Below are 15,627 nucleotides of genomic sequence, written 5' to 3'. Positions count from 1 at the left end.
CAAAGGGCTGCGCCCCGACTGGCCGGCCAGCCTGCAGCCGCATCTGCAGTTCACGCCGCAAGGGTGGGCCCAGCCGGGTTCGGTGCGCTGGCACTGGGCAGGTGGCAGCCAGCGCTGGGCGTGGGGGCGTGACGGCCAGTTGCGAGTGGGGTTGTCACCATGAAGCGCACGCAACAGGGCTTCACCCTGCTGGAGGTGACCGTGGCCCTGGCGATTGCTGCTGTGCTGGCGGTGATCACCAGCCAGGTTCTGCGCCAGCGCCTGGCAGTGCAGGACAGCGTGCAACAGCATCGCCTTGGCGTGCTGTGCGCTCGCGAGCTGCAGGCGCGCTTTGCCGTGGAACGGTACTGGCCGGCCAGCAACCAGCCCAGTGGGGTGTTGAACCAGGGCGGGCAGGCGTGCCACTGGCAGATGCAGCTGCGCCGTACCGGCGTGCGCGACCTGCGTCGCGGCGAGATGCAACTGTATGCCGACCGCGATCAGCGCCTGCCGTTGGGCCAGTACACGGTTTTTCTGGAGCGTCCATGAAGCGGCGCCAGGCAGGCTTGACCCTGATCGAACTGATGGTGGCCATGGCCTTGACCGCGCTGCTGGGGGTCATGCTCGCGGCGCTGGTCAATGGCTGGCTCAAGGTCCGCGAGCGGCTGCAGGTGACCCGCCAGGAGAACAGTGTGCTGGAGTTCTGCCTGGCCCTGGAGCGGCGCTTCGACAGCCCGGTACTGCGCCGGGTGTATGAGCAGCGCCTGCCACTGGCCAGCCGCTGGCTCGACTGGCAGCCCGATCGCCAGCAGTTGCTGTGGGTGGCAGCCACCGCTGTGCCAGAGGCCGAGGGCGGCTCACGGCTGCAGCGCCAACGCCTGCGTTTCGACCCCCGCGAACAACGCCTGACGCTGGAAACCTCGGCAGACCTGTACGCCGCCAGCGAACCCCGTTGGGTCGTGCGCGAGCAGCTGCAGCAGGTCAGTGCGCTGAATGTTCTTTATCACCAGGGAGGCCGATGGCTGCCCTGGCCTTCCGACCAACCCGCGCACCCCGGCCGTGGTGTGCGCGTGCAACTGCAGCGTGATGGAGCCCCCTATGTCTGCACCTTCACGCTCCCTTGGGGGCGTTCATGAAGCTTGAATGGCGGCGACGTGCGCCGGCGCGGTCTTGGTTGCTGCTGCGCCCGGGCGTGATCTGGGACTGGCTGTTGGTTGAAAACGGTGTGGCCCAACGGGAAGGCCAGGGCGAGCCCCCGGCGAACCTGGACGCACAGGTAGCGCTGATCATCCCGGGCGAGCGGTGCAGCCAGTTCGAGCTGGCTGCACCGCCAGGCCTCAAACGTGATGAGTGGCCCTTGCTGCTGGAAGACCACTTGCTGCAGAACGCCGAACAGGTGCAGTGCGCTTGCCTCGCTCGCCAGGCAGGGCAGTTGCGCCTGCTGGCGGTAGCCCGCCAGGCGCTGGACGAATGGCGTGGCCAGTGCAGCGAATGGGGGCTGCAGATCGAGCGCTGTTGGGCCGAGTTCCAATTGTTGCCCACGCCTGAGCCCGGGACGGGCTGGCAGTGGCAGCGCGCGCCTGGCCTGTGCCTGTACCTGGGGCGCAGCGAAGAGGGGAAAGCCCATTGGCTGGCCTGGCCTGACGCGCTGGGTGAGGTACCGCAGCAGCCCTGGGATAGCCTGCGCAAAGCCACCCAGGTCGGGCGCTGGCCGGGAACGCTGGCGTCGCTCGACACGCTGCCAAGCCTGTTCGAGCGAACCCGTCAGGCCCGCTTGGCGCCCCGTGTGCCGGCCCTGCCGCGCGCGCTGGTTGTCGCCTGCCTGGTGCTGGCCGTGGTGTGGTGCGGGCTATGGGCGGGCCAGCAATGGCGGCAGGTACAAACCTGGCGCACGCAGGTGCTGGCCGTGACCGGCACCCAGGCCAGCCCTCGGCAAGCGGCGCAGGCCCTCAAGCGCCTGCGCGAAAGCGAACTGCAACAGCAACTGCGGGAGCGTCAGCTTCAAGACCTGCAGGCACACCTGCAGGTGTGGCTGCATGAGCACCCAGGCTGGCGTCTGCAAGCGGTGCGCTTCGACGGCCAGCGTTGGCACCTGCGCCTGCAGGGCGAGGGGAGCGAGCCGCCCTGGCAAGAAATGGCAAGCGCCGCCGGAGCGGCGGTGCAGGTACTGAGCGCTGCGCCAGCGGCGCACGTGGTTTTCGATCTGGGAGCGCCAACATGACCCGAGCGTGGTTTCAGCGTCATCGATTGTTGCTCGCCTGGTGCCTGATCGGCTTTCTGCTGGCGTTGCTGGCACTGCGCCAAGGCGTGTCGCAATGGCGCGAGCTCAGTCAGTGGCATGGGCTGGCAGTGCAGGCCGCCGTCTTCCCCAGCGGGCCAGGCGTGAGCCTGGAGCGGCTGCGTCAGTCTGCTCAGGCGCGGCGGGTCGAAGTTGCCGAGGTCGAGGTGCAAGGCAAGGTGTGGCAACTGCGCGGCCAGGTGGCCGATGAGCAGGTTTTGCAGCGCTGGCTGCAGGCCTTGCGCGCAGAGGGTGCGCAACCGCTGCAGTGGGCCCTGGAACAGGATGCCAAGGGCCTGCGTTTCGACCTGGTGGTGCAGCCATGAGCCGCCGTGGGCTGCTGTGGGCCGGGCTGGTGTTCAGCCTGACGTTGCTGGTGCAGTTGCCGGCGTCCTGGGTTGCAAAGGGCTTGGGCCTGCCGATGCATGCGGTCAGCGGCAGCCTGTGGCAGGGGCAGGCGCAGCAGTTCGGGCCTGCCGGCCCCGTACGCTGGGCCTTGCAGCCTTGGCGCTTGCAGGCCAACGCACAGCTGGGCTTTCAGGGCCAGGGCTGGCAGTTGCATGCCGAAGGCTGGCCATGGCGCTGGCGGTTGGACGTCACTGCACAGGCTCCCCAGGCGAGTGTGCAGACGGCCTATCGGCTGGCCGGGCAGTGGCAGGGCACGCTGCGCCTGCAAGGCGCGGGGGGGCAGTGCCGAACCAGCGAAGGCCGCATCACGGTCACCGACCTCGCCTTGAGTGAACCTTGGTCGCTGGGGTTGGGGCAGGGCTGGGTAGAAATGGATTGCCGCACAGGCTGGCGCCTGCATGGGCAACTGATACAACAGGGCGAGCATCAGTTGGCGCTGGATGCAGACCTTCTGGGGCGCCACGCAGTGGTGGCGGCCGAACTGCAGCCGGACGCGGCCCTTACACCGCTGCTGCGCGCTGCTCGGTTGTTGGGGCCACAGGCATTGACGGGGCAGGGGGAGTGGCGTTGGTAAGCAGCGGTTGACGTGACGTGCATGGCCCTATCGCCGGTTTACCGACGACAGGGCCTGTGGATCAGTTGGCTTTCCCTTCAATCCCCGATGCCCACTGCTCACTGCGGCTATGCCCACTGGTGCGCAGCAAGCCAAGGTCCAATGCATTCTCGCCGTCTGCGGCACCTTTGCCTTTGCTGATCTGGGCAATGGCGGTACCCAGGTCTACCGGCGAGTTCGACGCATCGATCGACACATCCCGGCGGTAATCATTGCCGCTCAGCGTCTCCTTGGTCACCGCGTTGGCGGTGAGTTTTACCTCACCCTTGGCCGATTGCAGGCGGGCGCCTGTCAGGTGAGCGTCACCGCCAACCGTCAGGTCTACCCCATCGCTGCCCTTGAGCGCCGTCTGCTGGGCTACGCCATCACGCTGAACATGCGACACATCGAGCCTGAAGGTTGGCGAAACGCCCGGGTCGGCCTTGGCCAGGGCGGAACCTGCTTTTTCGCTGACCTTGCTTCCCAGCGGCCCTGCGACGGCCGTGGCAGCGTTCACATAGCCTTGCGGGTTTTTCTCTTTGCTCAGCCGTGCATCACCTTTTACGGTCAGGGTATCGACGCTGTCCTTGCGGCTGGCGATGCGCAGGTCGCCGTCGATTGCGCCGCTGATGCGCCCGGCTTCCAGGCTTACGCCTTCGATGCGGGTGTCGCCGCGGCTTTGCAGGTCGATACGCTCGGCGCGCAGGTTGCCGGCGTTCCAGATGAGGTTGTCGCGCTTGTCCAGGTTGACCTGAACACGGCCGTGCAGCCCAAGGGTGTCGGTGCCGCCCTTGGATGTGTTGAAGCCGGCGCCGGCGGTGATGTCCAGGTTGTCGCGCCGCTCGACGTTGGATGACGCTTCGATCAGCATGCCGCCCTTGGCGGCATTGATGCCGATGTGCTCGGCCGATGCCTGCAGGCCCTGCAGATGCACGGCGAGGTCCTCGCGAGCGCGGCTGTCGAGGGTCAGTTTGCCTGCGCTTTGGAACTGCGCATCGATTGCCTGGCGGGCGTCCTCGTTCTTCTTGCCATGGTTGAAATGGCCCCCGATGGCGCCACCTTGGGTGGTGCCGGTCTTCACGGCCAGCTCCAGGCCGCCGCCCAGGTTCCCGCCAGTGGCCTGTCGGGTATTGCTCGCAGCTTTGACCTGCAGGCGGCCATCGCTTTGCAGGCGCGTATCGCCGACCTTGGCCTCGCGGCTGCCAATACGCGTGCCTTCGAGCAGCATGTCGCCTCCGCTGGTCAGGCGCACTTGGCCTTTGGCGTCGACCTGCGCTACCTGGGCATTGGTTTGCTTAGCCTGCTGCTGGGCATGGTCGAGATAGCCTCGGCCGTCGACGCCGGTGCTGCCCGGGCGGTTGCCGACCTTGGCCCAGGCGTTGCCATCGAGCTGGCGAGCGCGCTGTTGAGCGTGGTCGGTGGCCTGGGCCAGCGACAGTGTAGTGCCACTCTGGATCACTACGTCGCCTTCACCGCCATCGATGCGCGTGCCTTCGTAGCGGCCGTCGCTACCCAGCTGCACCTGAATGCCCTGTTGCCCATAAAGGCTGCCCGGCACTGCGGTGCTGGCGGTATCCTGCTTGCCCTGCGAGCCGCCCTTGCCGGAAGCGCGGACGTTCAGGTCGCTCCCCGAACTGGTATCCACGCGCAGGTCACCGCCGTAGGCCAGGCGCTGCACGTTATCTTCCCGGGTGTTTTCGGCGGCGCGCAGGTGGTGCTGCTGCGCGTCGACCTGCAGGGCGCCGGCGTTGGCACGCCAGGTGGTGCCCTGGTCATCGAGGGTATCGGCCTTGACTTTCACGTGCCCCCCTGCCAGTTCGCTCACCTGGGCAAAGCCGCGGCGCTGGTTTTCCAAGCGTTTGAGGTGGTCCAGGGTCATGTCGCCGCCAACGCTCGGTGCCACCATTGCGTCTTCGGGCGAGGCTTGCTGGAAGCGCGCCGCTTCTTCGCCCTGTACCAAGCGTTCGATCGGCCGGGTCACGTCACGGTACTCCAGGCTGGCGCCGATGCTGCCTGACCAGTCATTGCGCTGCACTTCACGTTCATGGGTGTCCTGCACGGCACGGTTCTCAATGCGCTTTGCAGTCACCTGAAGGGTGTCGCCTGCGTTGACGCGTGCAGCTTCGGTGATCAACTCGTCGGCGCTGAGTTTCAGGTCGCCGCTGGCCTGCAACCCGGTGCGTTGCGTCTTGCTGTCGCGTTCTGTGATGACTTCGTTGTTGCGATGGCCTTCGAACAGGCTGCCCAGCCGATCCATACCGCCGGTCACCGTCAGGCCACCGCCGCTGTGGGTAGAGCTGCCGGACGACACGCGCTCGTTGCGTGTGACGCCAAGGCTCACCTGTTTGGCCTGCACGTTCAGGTCGCCCGCATTGGCCTGTACGCTGGAACCGTTGACTTGTAGCTGCGCGCCGCTGTCCAGGCCAACCGTAGCGCCCGTCAATTCGCTGGCCACCTGCGACGTTTCGCGTTGTTGGCCTGTGCTGGTGACCACCTCGTAAGCAACGCCGGCGGCGTACTGGCGCGACTCGGGCTTGCCGTCTTCGGCTTCTGCGGTCTGTTTGGCGCTGGCCGTGAAACCGCGCTGCTGGCTGCGTGTTTCGCTCTCGTCGCTTGACTGTGTGCTACCGATCAACAGGTCGCCCTTGGCCTCGACCTGCAGATGCCCGCCGGCCGTCACCTTCGAACCCTGGATGCGCAATTCTTCAGCACTGGCCAGCCGCAGGTTGCTGGCAGAGCTGACGTCACTGCTCAGCACCTGCTGTTTGCGCTGCGTGCGCTCGCGATCGTTGCCGATCAGGCCGAACAGCTTGCTGCTGCTGTCGCGGTCGGTGGCCACAGTGCTGGCGTGGTCTGCCTCGATCGCCAGGGCGCCTTTTTCGCTGTACATCACTGCGTCTTGGGCGCCGTGGACGGTGCTGCCCTTGATGCCCACCTGTTCGGCCGCAACGTTCAGCTTGCCATCGGCTGTGACAGCGCTGCCGGCTACGCTCTGCCCTTGGGTATCGTTGCCTTTGCGGTCACCAAAAAAGGTGCCCGATACCAGGTCGCCACGGTAGTTGCGGCGTGTGCCCTGTTCCTGCAGCGCCGTTGTGCCGATTTCGACGTTGCTGGCGTTGATGTCCAGGCCGGCGCGGCTGTGCAGCTTGCTGCCTTGCACGGTGAGCGTGTCATTGGCCTTGACCGTCATGCGCGCGGCATTGAGCGTGCTGCCTTGTGCTGATTCCTTGTACTGGTTGGTATCGCTGTCGCCGCGCCACAGGTCTTTGCGGTGGCGTACCTGCTCCTCGATACGTTGGCTGTTGGTGCCTGCACTGATATCCAGGTTGGCAGCGCTGTCGAGTGTCAGGTCGCCGCCCGCATCCACATTGGCTGCCAACAGGCGCATGTCGGCGCCGGACTGCAACAGCACGCTGTCACTGGCTTGCAGCTGCGCCCCGCGCAGTTGGTCGGCGGTGGTGGTACGTTCGCGCTGGTAAGTCTCGCGGGTGACGAAGAGGAACTTTTTGTTCCAGCTTTCCTGCTCGCGGGCGATGCTCTGGCGGCTTTCGGCATCCAGAGTGAGCTTCTTTCCAGCCTTTATCTCGATACGCTCGGCTTTGCCGTCGACGGCGCCAAGGCGCAGGTCATCGGCAGCGGTGAGTTGCAATGCGCCGTGTTCGCTGAGCAGTTCCCCGGGCCGGTTTTCATGCCCGCTGACCTGCAGTGCGCCGGCAGATTGAAGGGTGATGCCCTGGTCGGCCTTGATCTGCACCGGCCCCACCCGCACACCCGCGCCCTCGGCAGTGCTGACCACACGAATGCGCCCGGCACGCATGGCGCCGAACAGGTTGGCGTCGATGCTGGACGGCGTGCCCGGCAGATGCTCGATGACCTGCCCGTCGTCGTGACGCATGCGGTTGCGGCCAACGGTCACGGTGAGATCGCCACTGGCCGAGAGCACGCCCTTGCTGTCGAGCTTCGGCGCGATCAGGTCCAGCGCGCCCTCGGCATTGTGCTGGCCGCCTGTGAGCACTTGCAGGGTGCCACTGGCATTGAGGGTGTTGAGGTATTTGAGCTGTTCGTCCTGCAGCTCCGGTGTACCTACCAGGAAACCGGCCCGGGTGGTGTTGATGAAGGTCCCGCCATTGAGGGTGATGCCGTTCGGGTTGGCCAAGATGTAGTCGGCCGGGCGGCCGAAGATTTCCTGTGGGCCTTCGATCAGCGAGGCGTTGCGGCTGATCACCTCGTTGAGGATGGTCGAGGCCGCCTGGCCCTGGAACTGGGGGTTGGCCGCCAGCGCGCCGGCCAGTTGCGACTGCCCGGCCTGGAGGGCGTTGTTCAGTACCACGCCGGGGCGGGCGACGTTGTAGTCCAGGAACTGGTTGTGCGACAGGCCGCTGGCGTTGGGCGCGACGATGTCGATAACAGGTACGCCATGATTGTTGCTGATGAGCGGCGTTCCCCCAGGGCCGGTGGCCGCCTCCAGGCCGTGTTCGGCCAGCGCGCTGGTGGAGGCGAGCAGGGCGAGGAAAATGGCCCAGCGCAAGGTATCGGGGCGGATTGCGGGTATCTGCGAGAGTGTCTGCATGTTCTCGTTCTCTTTGTTGTGGGTGAATCAGATGTTCAGGGCCCATTCAAGTACCCAGAATCCGGGTTCGAGCAGCGGGCGCTGCAGGTCGCTGGCATAGAGGGCGCGCTGATAGTCCAGGCGCAGGCGGCTGTGCGGCAGGTTCACTTCGATACCCGCCGTGGCACCTGCCAGCCGGCGCGGCGAAGCGCCTTGCGCCAGCCGCTCCCAGCCCAGGTCCAGGCCCAGGTAGGGGCGCACCGTAGCCGGTGTGGTCCAGGGCAATGCCAGCGGTTGGCTGAAGGTATTGCGCCAGGTGGCGGCGCTGGCGCCACTGTAGGTACGCAGGCGAAAGCCACGCACCGCCGAATCGTCGCTCAACAACATTTGCTCGACGGCCGGCAAGACATCGGTGCTGTACTGCAGGCCAAGTTCGCTTTGCCAGCGCCACGGCCAGTTCGCTGGCCCTTGGCGCAGGTGCAGCAGGCTGGCGCGGTACTTTCTAAAGTCGAGCTGCGGCGCAGCTGCGTGCTGGGCGGGTTGCTCGGCGCCCAGCCAGTGAGTGCCCTGGGCGACGCCGATGTAGGCGTTCCACAGGCCGTGGTCCAGCCAGAGCAGGTTGAGCCCGGCCTCCACGCTGGTCAGGGTGGGGCTCTGCAGGCCGATGACTGCAGAGCCGGTGCGGTTGATCAGTTGTTTGCGGTCCAGCCGGGCGCTGGCGCTGAGCATGCCGTACTGGTTGCGCCAGAGCATGCGCTCGGCGCTGACGCTCTGGTAGCTACTGTTGCCGTTGCTGTCGTACCGCCCTTGCGGAATCGGCGCGTTGTAGCGCAGTTGGCCGACATTGAGCGTGAAACTCCATGGGCCGTAGGGGATGCTGTAGTACAGGGTGACGCCCTGGCTGCGCCCCGGAGCATCGATGACCGTTGTCGACAGTGACAGGCGCAGGTCGTCGTTCAGGCCCAAGGGGCTGTCCAGGCCGATGCCGAGGTTCAGGCGGTGACGCCCGGTCAGCGGGCTGCCCCGGTTATCGAAGCGGCTGTCCAGGTGCCAGCGTGAAGCCACTTGGCGAGGCTGCAGCAGCACCCGGGTGCCGCCCTGCAGTTCGCCTGGCAACAGGTCGGCACTGAGCTCGTACGCCCGCAGGCGGTTGAGCTGGTCCAGCCCCTGCTCAAGGTCTGGCAGGTACAGGGGGTTGCCCAGCAGATGGGGGAATGCGCTGTTCAGGGAGAGCGGCAGCTCGGCAGCCAGCTCGATCGACTCGACGAAGCCTTCGATGATGACGATGTCCAGCGGCGCGTCATGCGCTGGCGCTTGGCGCAGATAGGGGCGGCTGGCCGGGTAACCGGCGTGCACGTAGCGCTGGGTGATGGCCTTGAGCAGGTGGTTGATGTCGGCGATGCCCATGCAGGGCTTTATCAGCGCCTGGATGGCCGGCTCAAGCGCCTGTGCCGAAAGCTGCCGGTTGCCGGCCAGGCGAACGCCGGCTATCTCCCAGCAGCGGCTGTCGCTGGGTGGGTTCGGTGCGAGGGCGTCGCTGTGTTGCGCCGCTGGAGGGCGCTGCCAGCGCTGCAGCCGCTGTTGCTGCTCGAGCTGGCGCAAGGTTCGCTGTTGATCACGCAGTTGCTGGCTGGCAGGGTCGTCCGCCCATACCTGCGGCATGGCCAGCAAGGTCGTCATGCAGCAGGCAAGCAGCCTGCTGGCGATGTGGCGATATCGGGCTGGCATGGAGGAACCCCGCAAATGGCGTACGGCCTGCGTACTCGTTTGCGTGGATGCTAAAAACTTTGCCAGTCGATTGGATGCAGTCTGCTGCCTACACGGCAGTAGGGCGGATGCTTAATTGAAGTGGGAAGGCTCCTACAGCCTCAATTGGAATACCGGACTATCAGGGCCGAATCTCGATCAATGTGCCGTCCGGCACCAGGTCCCAGACCTCGCGCATGTCCGAGTTGCGCATGGCGATACAGCCGTCGGTCCAGTCAAGCGTATGGAAATACCATTCGGGATACTCGTCGTTGATCGGGGTGCCGTGGATCATGATCATGCTGCCGGCACTCCAGCCCTCGCGTGTGGCCCGGGCGGCATCGCTGATGTTCGGGTAGGTGATGTGCATGGACAGGTTGAAACGGTCGCTTTGCTTGCGCCAGTCCAGCCAGTACAGGCCCTCGGGGGTCTTCTTGTCGCCTTCGCGCTGCTTGGCGCCCTTGGGCTGCTTGCCCAGCGAGATGCGGTAGGTTTTCAGCGGTTCGCCACGGCTGATCAACTGCAGGCGGCGCTCGGACTTGATCACCAGCACCTTGTCGATCAGTGGCTGCATGGCCGCCTGCGATTGCGATTGTGCCGGCAAAGGCGGCTGTGGCTTGCGAATGATGGTCTCGGTGAAGGCCGCCTGGGACACCGAGGTAACGCAAAGGCAGAAAAGGGCGAACAACCAGCGCATGAAGCGGTACCTGCAAACTTAAGTGGTGGGCGAAACGCTCATCGGTGGCAGGTACTCATGGCCTATGGGGTAATGCTGCCCGATGCGGTCGCGATAATAGCATTCTAGTGTGCGTGTGACGGTCCGGAAAGCCAGCTCGCCCCACGGTATCTCGTGTTCGTCGAACAGCCGCACCTCCAGGCTCTCGACGCCGATGTCGAAGTCCAGGTCGGCCAGTTCGGCGCGGAAGAACACATGCACCTGGTTGATGTGCGGCAGGTCGAACAACTGGTACAGGGCCATCGTGCCGACCCGGGCGCAGGCTTCTTCGACAGTTTCACGGCGGGCGGCCTGGTCCAGTGTTTCGCCGTTCTCCATGAAGCCGGCGGGCAAGGTCCAGAAGCCGCGGCGAGGCTCGATGGCTCGCCGGCACAGCAGCACCTGGCTGCCCCAGACCGGCAGCACCCCGGCAACGATGTTCGGGTTCTGGTAGTGAATGGTCTGGCAATGATTGCAGACATACCGCAGGCGGCTGTCGCCTTCGGGTATCCGCTGAATGACCGGCTGGCCGCACGCGCTGCAGAATTTCATGCTGTTCTTCCCTTTAGCCCAGGCTATCTTGGCGTGCCAGGCAGGTCTGCCGCAAGCGTACAGGGCTTGGGTGCTTCGCGGCTTTGGTGCATCATGCAGGGCAGGCCTTGGAAACGAGAGTGCGCAATGCTGGACGAGCTACTTCGCCGAATGAGCAACCACCAACCAGCTTCACTGGAAACCGACCGACGGTTCCCCGAGGCGGCGGTACTTTTGCCCATTACTCGCAGCGAAGCGCCCGAACTGGTCTTGACCCTGCGTGCCAAAGGGCTTTCCACCCATGGCGGTGAAGTCGCCTTCCCCGGTGGCAGGCGCGACCCGGAAGACCCCGACCTGATATTCACCGCGCTGCGCGAGGCCGAAGAAGAAATCGGCCTGCCGCCAGGCCTGGTGGAAGTGCTCGGCCCGCTGAGCCCGCTGATTTCCCTGCATGGGCTGAAAGTGACGCCATTCGTCGGGGTGATCCCTGATTTCGTCGAATACCGCGCCAATGATGCGGAGATCGCGGCAGTATTCAGCGTGCCACTCGAATTTTTCCGCCAGGACCCGCGCGACCACACCCACCGTATCGATTACCAGGGCCGCAGTTGGTATGTGCCCAGCTATCGTTATGGCGAATACAAGATCTGGGGGCTGTCGGCGATCATGATCGTCGAACTGGTCAACTTGCTGTACGACGCAGGCATCAGCCTGCATCAGCCCCCCGAGCGTTATATAGAGATCTGAACGGGGCACACCCCGTCGCCGCTGATACCTGAGGAGCGAGAATGAAATACCGCCTGGGCGACCTGCGGGTCGAGAGCCATGCCACCAGTTGGGCCGCACCCAATGCCATGCTGATTGGCAAGGTACGCCTGCAGGCGCGCGCCAGTGTGTGGTTCGGCGCGGTGCTGCGCGGCGACAACGAGCTGATCGATATCGGCGAGGACAGCAACGTCCAGGACGGTACCGTGATGCATACCGACATGGGTTCGCCGCTGACATTGGGCAAAGGCGTGACCGTGGGCCACAACGCCATGCTGCACGGTTGCACGGTTGGCGATTACAGCCTGGTCGGCATCAATGCGGTGATCCTCAACGGTGCGCGCATCGGCAAACACTGCATCATCGGCGCCAATGCACTGATCCCCGAAGGCAAGGAAATCCCCGATGGTTCGCTGGTAATGGGGTCGCCCGGCAAGGTGGTGCGTGAGCTGACCGAGCAGCAGAAGCGCATGCTCGAGGCCAGCGCCGCGCACTATGTTCACAACGCCCAGCGTTATGCGCGGGACCTGGTGGTGGACGATGAGTGAGGTGATCGCTACCGAACGCCCGGTCGCTTCGCCCTGCGTGAGCATCTGCGCGCTGGACGAGCAGGATGTCTGCACCGGGTGCCAGCGCACCGTAGCGGAGATCGGCCGTTGGGGGCGGATGGACAATACCGAACGCCGGGCGGTGCTCAAGCTGTGCCATGAGCGGGCGGTGGCGGCCGGATTGATCTTGTAAGCGCTGCGGTTGACTCGAAAATCAGGTAATCTGTGCCGCTTGTCGGACGGTCACTGCCCATGTTCTTTCTAATCGCTTACATCAGCAGCGTTGTACTGATCAACTTTGCCTTTTCCAGCGCCCCGCATCTGGACGTGATCTGGTCGGCCTGGGGTGGGCTGGTGTTCATCCTGCGTGACATGGTGCAGACCCGCTACGGCCATGGCGCGCTGATCGCCATGCTGATGGCGCTGGTGCTGTCGTATGTCACTTCCGAGCCGGCCATTGCCCTGGCCAGTGCCACCGCGTTCTTCGTTTCCGAACTGATCGACTGGCTGGTGTTCAGCATCACCCGGCGCCCCTTGCGTGACCGCTTGTGGTTGAGCTCGGCACTGAGCATCCCGGTGGACACCTTCATTTTCTTCGGCATGATCGGTGCCCTGACCCCCGCCGTGATCGGCACCGCGATGGCCTCCAAGTTCGCAGGCGTGACTGCGGTGTGGCTGGCCATGGCATTTCGTGCGCGGCGGGCTGCCGTGGCTGGCTGATGGTGTAGAATACGGGTCCTTTTTCAGCGGGCGGCGCTAAGACTGGCGCGGCCCCGGACGCCTTCGAGGACCTGAAATGACCCGTATCGGAACCCCATTGTCGCCTACCGCGACCCGTGTACTGCTCTGCGGCTGTGGCGAGCTGGGCAAGGAAGTGGTGATCGAGCTGCAGCGCCTGGGCGTCGAAGTGATCGCCGTGGACCGCTACGCCAATGCGCCGGCCATGCAGGTCGCGCACCGCAGCCACGTGGTCAACATGCTCGATGGTGTCGCCCTGCGCGCGGTGATCGAGGCTGAAAAACCGCATTACATCGTCCCCGAAATCGAAGCCATCGCCACCGCTACGCTGGTCGAGCTGGAGAACGAAGGTTTCACCGTCGTGCCGACCGCCCGCGCCACGCAGCTGACCATGAACCGCGAGGGCATTCGCCGCCTGGCGGCCGAAGAGCTGGACCTGCCGACCTCGCCGTACCACTTCGCCGATACCTTTGAAGACTATGCAAAGGCTGTGGCCGATGTCGGTTACCCGTGCGTGGTCAAACCGGTGATGAGCTCGTCCGGCAAGGGCCAGAGCCTGCTGCGCAGCGATGCCGACCTGCAGAAGTCGTGGGACTACGCCCAGGAGGGTGGCCGCGCCGGCAAGGGCCGCGTGATCATCGAAGGCTTCATCGATTTCGACTACGAGATCACCTTGCTGACCGTGCGCCATGTTGGCGGCACCACGTATCTGGAGCCGGTCGGTCACCGCCAGGAGAAAGGCGACTACCAGGAGTCGTGGCAGCCCCAGGCGATGAGCCCGAAAGCCTTGGCCGAGTCGCAGCGTGTGGCGAAGGCGGTCACCGATGCATTGGGCGGCCGTGGTTTGTTCGGCGTCGAGTTGTTCGTCAAGGGCGATCAGGTGTGGTTCAGCGAAGTCTCGCCGCGCCCGCACGATACCGGCCTGGTCACGCTGATTTCCCAGGACCTGTCGCAGTTCGCGCTGCATGCCCGTGCCATTCTGGGCCTGCCGATCCCGGTGGTGCGCCAGTTCGGCCCGTCTGCGTCGGCGGTGATCCTGCCTGAAGGCCAGTCGCAGCAGACCAGCTTCGCCAACCTCGGCGCAGCGTTGAGCGAGCCGGATACCGCGATCCGCCTGTTCGGCAAACCGGAAATCAACGGCCAGCGCCGCATGGGCGTGTGCCTGGCACGTGATGAATCGATCGAAGCGGCGCGGGCCAAGGCGACCCGTGCGGCGCAGGCGGTCAAGGTCGAGTTCTAAGCTACAAGCTACAAGCTACAAGCTACAAGCTGCTAGGGGATGCCTTTTCTTGCAGCTTGAAGCTTGCAGCTCAAGGATCACAGCTCTGTATTGCGGGTCTCTTTCAGGCACAGCACAGCAATCAGGCTGATCACCGCCGCCACCGACACATACCCACCCACCCAGCTCAAGCCGCCCATGCTCACCAGTTTCTGAGCAAAGAACGGCGCCGCCGAAGCCCCGACGATGCCGCCCAGGTTATACGCGGCAGACGCGCCGGTATAACGCACATGGGTAGGGAACAGCTCTGGCAGCAGCGCGCCCATCGGTGCGAAAGTCACGCCCATCAAAAACAGCTCGATGGCCAGGAACAACGCGACGCCAGTGGTCGAGCCGGAGGTCAGCAAAGGCTCCATGGTGAAGCCCGAGGCCACCGCCAGCAGACCGCCGACGATCAGCACCGGCTTGCGCCCGTAACGGTCGCTGAGCCAGGCCGACAGCGGCGTGGCCAGGGCCATGAAGACCACGGCGAAGCACAGCAGGCCAAGGAAGGTTTCGCGGCTGTAGCCCAACGTAGTGACACCGTAGCTCAGCGAGAACACCGTCGAGATGTAGAACAGCGCATAGCACACCACCATGGCGGCCGCGCCCAGCAGGGTCGGCAACCAGTATTTGCTGAACAGGTCGACCACCGGCATTTTCACCCGCTCTTGGCGGGCCACGGCCTTGGCGAATACCGGGCTTTCTTCAAGCTTCAGGCGTACGTAAAGGCCTACCAGCACCAGCGCGGCACTGAGCAGGAACGGAATGCGCCAGCCCCACTCCCGGAACTGCTCGTCGCTGAGCAGCAGGGCCAGGGTCAGGAACAGGCCGTTGGCCGCCAGGAAGCCGATCGAAGGGCCTAGCTGCGGGAACATCCCGAACCAGGCACGCTTGCCCGCCGGGGCGTTCTCGGTGGCCAGCAACGCCGCGCCACCCCATTCACCGCCCAGGCCCAGGCCCTGGCCGAAGCGCAGCAGGCAAAGAATGATCGGTGCCCACATGCCGATGCTGTCGTAGCCTGGCAATACACCGATCAGCGTGGTGGACACCCCCATCAGCAGCAGCGAGGCAACCAGCGTCGACTTGCGCCCGATACGGTCACCGAAGTGTCCGAACAGTGCTGAACCCAGCGGGCGGGCGAGGAAGGCGATGCCGAAGGTAAGGAAGGCCGCCAGCATCTGCGCGGTGCCTGACCCTGAAGGGAAGAATACGGGGCCGATCACCAGCGCGGCGGCAGTGGCATACACGTAGAAATCGTAGAACTCGATGGCCGTGCCGATGAAGCTGGCGGTGGCCACCCGCGCGGGCGAGTTGACCGGCGCGGCAGGCGCTTGGGCATAAGTGCTGCTGGTTGTCATTAAGTAGGTCCCTAACAGTCTGGTCGTGCTCCATGGGCTTGGCCCGCGACGGTATGCACTGGCCAGCAAAGGGCAGGTACGGTTCGCGGACGCCGGAGCGTATTGTTCTTTTGTTCGCCCGACTGACGATAGCCCAAGGGGGATAGGGGCGGGAGCGGG

General features: G+C 65.0%; 15 protein-coding genes and 1 pseudogene. 11 read left to right on the top strand and 5 right to left on the bottom strand.

Annotated features, from left to right (window positions below; genetic code table 11):
* The 6 genes and pseudogenes from BLX42_RS26740 to BLX42_RS00770 all read left to right on the top strand — a co-directional run.
* A pseudogene (locus tag BLX42_RS26740) lies at positions 1 to 163 on the top strand (type II secretion system protein GspH); the annotation flags it as partial.
* Positions 160 to 528 carry a type II secretion system protein GspI gene (locus BLX42_RS00790; RefSeq protein ID WP_046784382.1) on the top strand — a complete coding sequence of 123 codons (369 nt, stop codon included), beginning with the start codon at positions 160 to 162 and terminating at the stop codon, positions 526 to 528. The pseudogene BLX42_RS26740 and the gene BLX42_RS00790, both read left to right, overlap by 4 nt.
* The gene (locus BLX42_RS00785; protein WP_161870948.1) at positions 525 to 1,115 is read left to right on the top strand and encodes a type II secretion system protein; all 591 of its coding nucleotides are present in this window, start codon (positions 525 to 527) and stop codon (positions 1,113 to 1,115) included. Before BLX42_RS00790 ends, BLX42_RS00785 begins: the two co-directional genes overlap by 4 nt.
* Positions 1,112 to 2,200 (top strand): GspL/Epsl periplasmic domain-containing protein, encoded by a 1,089-nt coding sequence (locus BLX42_RS00780; RefSeq protein ID WP_046784667.1) that lies wholly within the window; start codon positions 1,112 to 1,114, stop codon positions 2,198 to 2,200. Before BLX42_RS00785 ends, BLX42_RS00780 begins: the two co-directional genes overlap by 4 nt.
* On the top strand, positions 2,197 to 2,583 hold the full coding sequence (gene gspM, locus BLX42_RS00775; RefSeq protein ID WP_161870947.1) for a type II secretion system protein GspM: 387 nt from the start codon (positions 2,197 to 2,199) through the stop codon (positions 2,581 to 2,583). Before BLX42_RS00780 ends, gspM begins: the two co-directional genes overlap by 4 nt.
* A complete protein-coding gene (locus tag BLX42_RS00770) occupies positions 2,580 to 3,239 on the top strand; it encodes a general secretion pathway protein GspN (protein ID WP_125924475.1) in 660 nt (219 codons plus the stop codon). The genes gspM and BLX42_RS00770 overlap by 4 nt, the downstream gene beginning before the upstream one ends.
* Before the next feature lie 61 nt (positions 3,240 to 3,300).
* On the opposite strand, the gene BLX42_RS00765 is transcribed toward BLX42_RS00770, so the two are convergent.
* From BLX42_RS00765 to BLX42_RS00750, 4 genes are all read right to left on the bottom strand, one after another.
* Positions 3,301 to 7,827 (bottom strand): hemagglutinin repeat-containing protein, encoded by a 4,527-nt coding sequence (locus BLX42_RS00765; protein ID WP_161870946.1) that lies wholly within the window; start codon positions 7,825 to 7,827, stop codon positions 3,301 to 3,303.
* 27 nt (positions 7,828 to 7,854) lie between these two features.
* Positions 7,855 to 9,534 (bottom strand): ShlB/FhaC/HecB family hemolysin secretion/activation protein, encoded by a 1,680-nt coding sequence (locus BLX42_RS00760; protein WP_161870945.1) that lies wholly within the window; start codon positions 9,532 to 9,534, stop codon positions 7,855 to 7,857.
* A gap of 160 nt (positions 9,535 to 9,694) precedes the next feature.
* Entirely contained in the window at positions 9,695 to 10,249 is a 555-nt protein-coding gene (locus BLX42_RS00755) for a murein L,D-transpeptidase family protein (protein ID WP_012315982.1), read from the bottom strand.
* An 18-nt stretch (positions 10,250 to 10,267) separates the two neighbouring features.
* Positions 10,268 to 10,819 (bottom strand): NUDIX hydrolase, encoded by a 552-nt coding sequence (locus tag BLX42_RS00750; RefSeq protein ID WP_046784376.1) that lies wholly within the window; start codon positions 10,817 to 10,819, stop codon positions 10,268 to 10,270.
* A gap of 126 nt (positions 10,820 to 10,945) precedes the next feature.
* On the opposite strand from BLX42_RS00750, the gene BLX42_RS00745 reads away from it, so the two are divergent.
* From BLX42_RS00745 to purT, 5 genes are all read left to right on the top strand, one after another.
* Positions 10,946 to 11,545, top strand: coding sequence for a CoA pyrophosphatase (locus BLX42_RS00745; protein WP_046784375.1), 600 nt, complete (start codon positions 10,946 to 10,948; stop codon positions 11,543 to 11,545).
* A gap of 41 nt (positions 11,546 to 11,586) precedes the next feature.
* Positions 11,587 to 12,111 (top strand): gamma carbonic anhydrase family protein, encoded by a 525-nt coding sequence (locus tag BLX42_RS00740; RefSeq protein ID WP_039602029.1) that lies wholly within the window; start codon positions 11,587 to 11,589, stop codon positions 12,109 to 12,111.
* Positions 12,104 to 12,304: a DUF1289 domain-containing protein gene (locus BLX42_RS00735; RefSeq protein WP_039602028.1), complete on the top strand. Its 201-nt coding sequence runs from the start codon at positions 12,104 to 12,106 to the stop codon at positions 12,302 to 12,304. Before BLX42_RS00740 ends, BLX42_RS00735 begins: the two co-directional genes overlap by 8 nt.
* A gap of 59 nt (positions 12,305 to 12,363) precedes the next feature.
* Positions 12,364 to 12,831 carry a VUT family protein gene (locus BLX42_RS00730; RefSeq protein ID WP_012315977.1) on the top strand — a complete coding sequence of 156 codons (468 nt, stop codon included), beginning with the start codon at positions 12,364 to 12,366 and terminating at the stop codon, positions 12,829 to 12,831.
* A gap of 76 nt (positions 12,832 to 12,907) precedes the next feature.
* A complete protein-coding gene (gene purT, locus BLX42_RS00725; protein WP_115273998.1) occupies positions 12,908 to 14,089 on the top strand; it encodes a formate-dependent phosphoribosylglycinamide formyltransferase in 1,182 nt (393 codons plus the stop codon).
* A gap of 77 nt (positions 14,090 to 14,166) precedes the next feature.
* On the opposite strand, the gene BLX42_RS00720 is transcribed toward purT, so the two are convergent.
* A complete protein-coding gene (locus BLX42_RS00720) occupies positions 14,167 to 15,468 on the bottom strand; it encodes an MFS transporter (RefSeq protein WP_161870944.1) in 1,302 nt (433 codons plus the stop codon).
* Between the last annotated feature and the right edge of the window lie 159 nt (positions 15,469 to 15,627).

Source organism: Pseudomonas sp. SG-MS2 (genome assembly GCF_009933855.1).
Taxonomy (GTDB): Bacteria; Pseudomonadota; Gammaproteobacteria; order Pseudomonadales; family Pseudomonadaceae; genus Aquipseudomonas; species Aquipseudomonas putida_E.
Note: the sequence above shows the minus strand (reverse complement) of the source record. Positions and strands in the feature narration are given on the sequence as shown.